Source organism: Microvirga guangxiensis (assembly GCF_900102135.1).
GTDB lineage: Bacteria > Pseudomonadota > Alphaproteobacteria > Rhizobiales > Beijerinckiaceae > Microvirga > Microvirga guangxiensis.
In genome coordinates this window covers 1-3,597 of record NZ_FMVJ01000029.1, presented here as the reverse complement: position 1 = coordinate 3,597, position 3,597 = coordinate 1, and the positions used below count along the sequence as shown (strand labels likewise).

Sequence of the window (3,597 nt, the reverse complement as noted above, 5' to 3'; positions counted from 1 at the left end):
TGCGAGGTGAGGTCATCAGGCCTCAACGAGACAACCTCAATCCAGGTCCATAACAGCCTCTAGTTCGCGCAATTGCCTCATATGGGTTTGCTGTTAAATCCTAAATCGCATGTCTGCTGTCGTAACGTAAGCGCTGTCTGGGTCCCACCTTACCTTTGCGGACCTGAGGGGCGAGACTAACGATCTCTGATTGGGGATCGTTTTATGTGTAAGCATACGGTGAGGGCCGCAGGGTAAAGGATCAGGCGCCGGACAGCTTGGAGTCGGTTCTGTCGATCTGATCCTTGATCATCTCGCGGAGCATCCCGATCCCGGCCGGAGTAAAGGCACGGGTTTCGCCATCGTTGATGTCGTAGACCCACAATGCCCCGTCTTCGGGCTCCAGCTCATCCGAGAAATCCCAGAGCAGGTCTTCGTCCCGCTCCAGCATCTGAGCCACATATCCGATGGTGAAGACATGTGAGATCGCGGCCATCGTCAGGCGGCCACCGCTCGCTGGTTGATGCTTTTCCACTCCCAGGGCAGCAGCTCGTGCAACCTGCTCTGTGGTGTGCCGGCAATGCGGGCCAGCACGTCGGCCAGCCAGGCCAGCGGATCAACATCATTGAGTTTGGCGGTCGCAATCAGCGTCGTCATCGCCGCCGCCCGTTCAGCTCCCCGTTCCGAGCCGGCGAACAGCCAAGCCTTACGGCCCAACGCAAACCCGCGCAGCGCCCGCTCGGCGGCATTGTTGGTCAGGCAGATGCGGCCGTCCTCGACAAAGCCGGCAAACCGCTCCCAGCGCCGCAGCATGTAGTCGATTGGTTGCAGGACCAGGGCCGAGCGCGACAGGCGCGAACGCTCAGTTCGCAGCCACTCTTCCAGATCCGTCAGAAGCGGCGCGCTCTCGGTCCGCCGGATCCGCAGGCGCTTCTCGGCGCTCAAGCCGTTGATCGTGCGCTCAATCTCAAACAGTTCATCAATGCGCTTGACCGCCTCCAGGGCGATCGGCGAGATCGCCGGCGCCTTCCGGCCACGCCGGGCATTGGCCGCAATGTCGGCCAGCTCAAAGAACTGCCGTCGCGCATGGGCCCAACACAAAGCGGCGGTGATCGGGCCTTGCGGACGGGCAGGATCATACAGCCCGTTGTAGCCGCTGTAAGCGTCGGCCTGCAGGATGCCGCTGAAGGCCTGAAGATGCCTCGCGGGATGCTCGTGCCGGCGATCACGCGAGGCATAGTAGAGCGCCGCCGGCGGCGCCCGGCCACCAAACGGCCGGTCATCGCGGACATAGGTCCAGATATGCCCCTTCACCGTCTGGCCTTTGGCCAGGATCGGCACCGTGGTGTCGTCCCCATGCAGCCGCTCGGCCGCCAGCACATGCGCCTCGATCAGGGCATGGAGCGGCTGCAGTGCCAGGGTGCAGGCGCCGACCTGGTCGGCGAGCGTCGACACGCTCAGGTCAATGCCCTCGCGGGCATAGCGCTCGCTCTGCCGATTGAGCGGCTGATGCTGGCCGAACTTCTCGAACAGGATCTGAGCCAGGAGATTGGGGCCGGCAAAGCCCCGCGGCGTGACATGGAACGGCGCCGGCGGCTGGGTGATGGTCTCGCAGGCCCGACAGGAGAAGCGCTCGCGCACGGTCTGGATCACCTTCCACTGACGCGGGATCACCTCCAGGGTCTCAGTGACATCCTCCCCCAGCTTCGACAGCTTGGACGAGCCGCAGCAGGGACAGCTGTCAGGGGCTGGAATGACGACCCGCTCGCGCGGCAGATGCTCGGGAAAGGGCTTGCGCACCGGATGCCGGCGCTGGATGGACTTCAGTGTCGGTGTTTGCGCCGCGGCTTTCTCGGCCGCCAGCTCGTCCTCGGTGGCGGCAGCCTCGAGGTCTCCCAGCTGCAGCTCCATTTGCTCCAGGAGGCGGGCCTTACGCTCCGAGCTCCTGCCATAGAGCTCGCGCCGCAGCTTCTCGATCTGGAGCTTGAGATGGGCGATCAGCGCCTGCGTGCTGGACGTCTCCGCCTGGGCGCGCGCCGCAAGCGCTTCAGCCTCCAGGCGCGCGGCACGCTCGGCGCGGATCATCGCATGGGCAGCGGCTAAATCGGACGGGAGAGATTCAGGTTCAGGCGTCACGAACCCAGTGAATCACAGCCCGCGACAATTGCAACCAGGCAACGCTCACCCGACCGAGGTTGGACGCCAGGCTTGCTGCGGATTGCGCCAGTCGATGCCTTCCAGCAGGTAGCCGAGCTGGGCGGCAGTGATCGCCACCGTTCCATCCGCTGGTGAAGGCCACAGGAAATGGCCTCTCTCCAACCGCTTCGTGAACAGGCACGCGCCTTGTCCGTCATGCCAGATCACTTTGATCAGATCACCCCTGCGTCCGCGAAAGACAAACAGATGCCCGCTGAGCGGATCGCGGCGCAGGATCTCCTGCACCTGCAGGGCCAGACCGGGAAAGCCCTTCCTCATGTCGGTGTGGCCGGTGGCGAGCCACACGCGCACCCCGGTGGGGACCGGGATCATCGCAGCCCCTCCAGGAGACGGAGAACTCGCATCAGGGCATGTTCGTCGCACTCCCGGCTCATCAGGACGCGCCAGCCGCTTGGGCTGACAATCTCGACGGGATGACAGACGGGCTCTGGCCTGGTCTCCGGCAGATCCGGCACGATCTTCGCGGGCACGAACCCGGGCTCGTCACCGAGCCGTCCTTCGCGATAGGCCTTGCGCCAGGCGAACAGGAGTTGGTTCGAAATCCCGTGCCGCCGCGCGGTGGCCGAGGCCAGCCGGGGAGCCGACAGGCTCTCCTCAACGATGCGGATCTTCTCGCTCTCTGACCAGCGCCGGCGACGGCCTGTATCTACGATCTCGAGGCGGGTGATGGGATGACTGTCAGTAAGGATATCCATACCGACAGTCAGCTCAATTAGGCATGCTCTCGCAAGGCGTCCCTCGGCGGAGGCTTACTTTTATGTCGATGGTTGACCATATGCTTGAGCCGCCGCGGCCGGTGCGGCGTCTGGAAGTGATCACCGGAGTTGGCGGACGCCGACGCTGGTCGGCGGACGAGAAGGCGCGGATTTTGGTGGAGGCGATGGCGCCGGGTGCGGTCGTCTCCGACGTGGCCCGCCGGCACGGCATCTCGCCCCAGCACCTGTTCACCTGGCGTCGTCAGGCTATGCGCGAGGCAGACGATCATCCTCTCGCCTTTACCCCGGTTCTTGTCGCCCCTGACACGCCGCAGTCTGCCCCGCCAGCCCGTCGTGAAGCGGTGATCAAGATTGTCGTGGAGGGCGCCGTCAACCGCGTCCCGTCCGGCGCCGATGGAACGACATTGGCCCGCGTGCTGCATGCGCTCAAGAGCCTGCGACGATCGGGCCAACCGGCACTGTCCGCGTCCTGGTGGCGACCAAGCCCGTGGACTTCCGTAAGGGCGCTGACGGATTGGCCGCCCTCGTGCGCGACACCATAGCAGCCGATCCGTTCTCCGGAGCTGTCTACGTGTTCCGAGCCAAGCGGACTGGAGTGCGCCCCACGAGATGGACAGATCGGCACTGAGGAATTGACCGGGGCTGCCGGGCTTTAGGAGACTGAAGCCCATGGCAAAGCACCGCA

The 3,597-nt window shown here is 64.6% G+C and carries 4 protein-coding genes and 2 pseudogenes; 2 read left to right on the top strand and 4 right to left on the bottom strand.

Translation table 11 applies throughout. The features are described 5' to 3' along the window. Nucleotides 1-241: 241 nt before the first annotated feature. The 4 genes from BLP10_RS22645 to tnpA (BLP10_RS22630) form a co-directional block, all read right to left on the bottom strand. Nucleotides 242-475: a hypothetical protein gene (locus BLP10_RS22645; protein WP_091140005.1), complete on the bottom strand. Its 234-nt coding sequence runs from the start codon at nucleotides 473-475 to the stop codon at nucleotides 242-244. Nucleotides 476-477: 2 nt separating this feature from the next. Continuing rightward, complete coding sequence (gene tnpC / locus BLP10_RS22640) at nucleotides 478-2,064, bottom strand: IS66 family transposase (protein WP_244510780.1); 1,587 nt, start codon at nucleotides 2,062-2,064, stop codon at nucleotides 478-480. Nucleotides 2,065-2,160: 96 nt separating this feature from the next. Next, nucleotides 2,161-2,508, bottom strand: a complete 348-nt coding sequence (tnpB, locus tag BLP10_RS22635) for an IS66 family insertion sequence element accessory protein TnpB (protein ID WP_091139999.1) — start codon at nucleotides 2,506-2,508, stop codon at nucleotides 2,161-2,163. Beyond that, nucleotides 2,505-2,891, bottom strand: a complete 387-nt coding sequence (gene tnpA / locus BLP10_RS22630; RefSeq protein WP_091139996.1) for an IS66-like element accessory protein TnpA — start codon at nucleotides 2,889-2,891, stop codon at nucleotides 2,505-2,507. Before tnpA (BLP10_RS22630) ends, tnpB (BLP10_RS22635) begins: the two co-directional genes overlap by 4 nt. A gap of 23 nt (nucleotides 2,892-2,914) precedes the next feature. On the opposite strand from tnpA (BLP10_RS22630), the pseudogene tnpA (BLP10_RS23925) reads away from it, so the two are divergent. Together tnpA (BLP10_RS23925) and tnpB (BLP10_RS22620) are read left to right on the top strand one after the other, a co-directional pair. Next, a pseudogene (gene tnpA, locus BLP10_RS23925) lies at nucleotides 2,915-3,280 on the top strand (IS66-like element accessory protein TnpA); the annotation flags it as partial. Nucleotides 3,281-3,354: 74 nt separating this feature from the next. After that, nucleotides 3,355-3,501, top strand: a pseudogene (gene tnpB, locus BLP10_RS22620) (IS66 family insertion sequence element accessory protein TnpB); the annotation flags it as partial. Nucleotides 3,502-3,597: the final 96 nt, after the last annotated feature.

Excerpts from the sequence above, each read along its gene's own strand:
- BLP10_RS22645 (WP_091140005.1), bottom strand. The coding sequence starts at position 475 with ATGGCCGCGATCTCACATGTCTTCACCATCGGATATGTGGCTCAGATG.
- tnpC (WP_244510780.1), bottom strand. The coding sequence starts at position 2,064 with ATGATCCGCGCCGAGCGTGCCGCGCGCCTGGAGGCTGAAGCGCTTGCG.
- tnpB (WP_091139999.1), bottom strand. The coding sequence starts at position 2,508 with ATGATCCCGGTCCCCACCGGGGTGCGCGTGTGGCTCGCCACCGGCCAC.
- tnpA (WP_091139996.1), bottom strand. The coding sequence starts at position 2,891 with ATGGATATCCTTACTGACAGTCATCCCATCACCCGCCTCGAGATCGTA.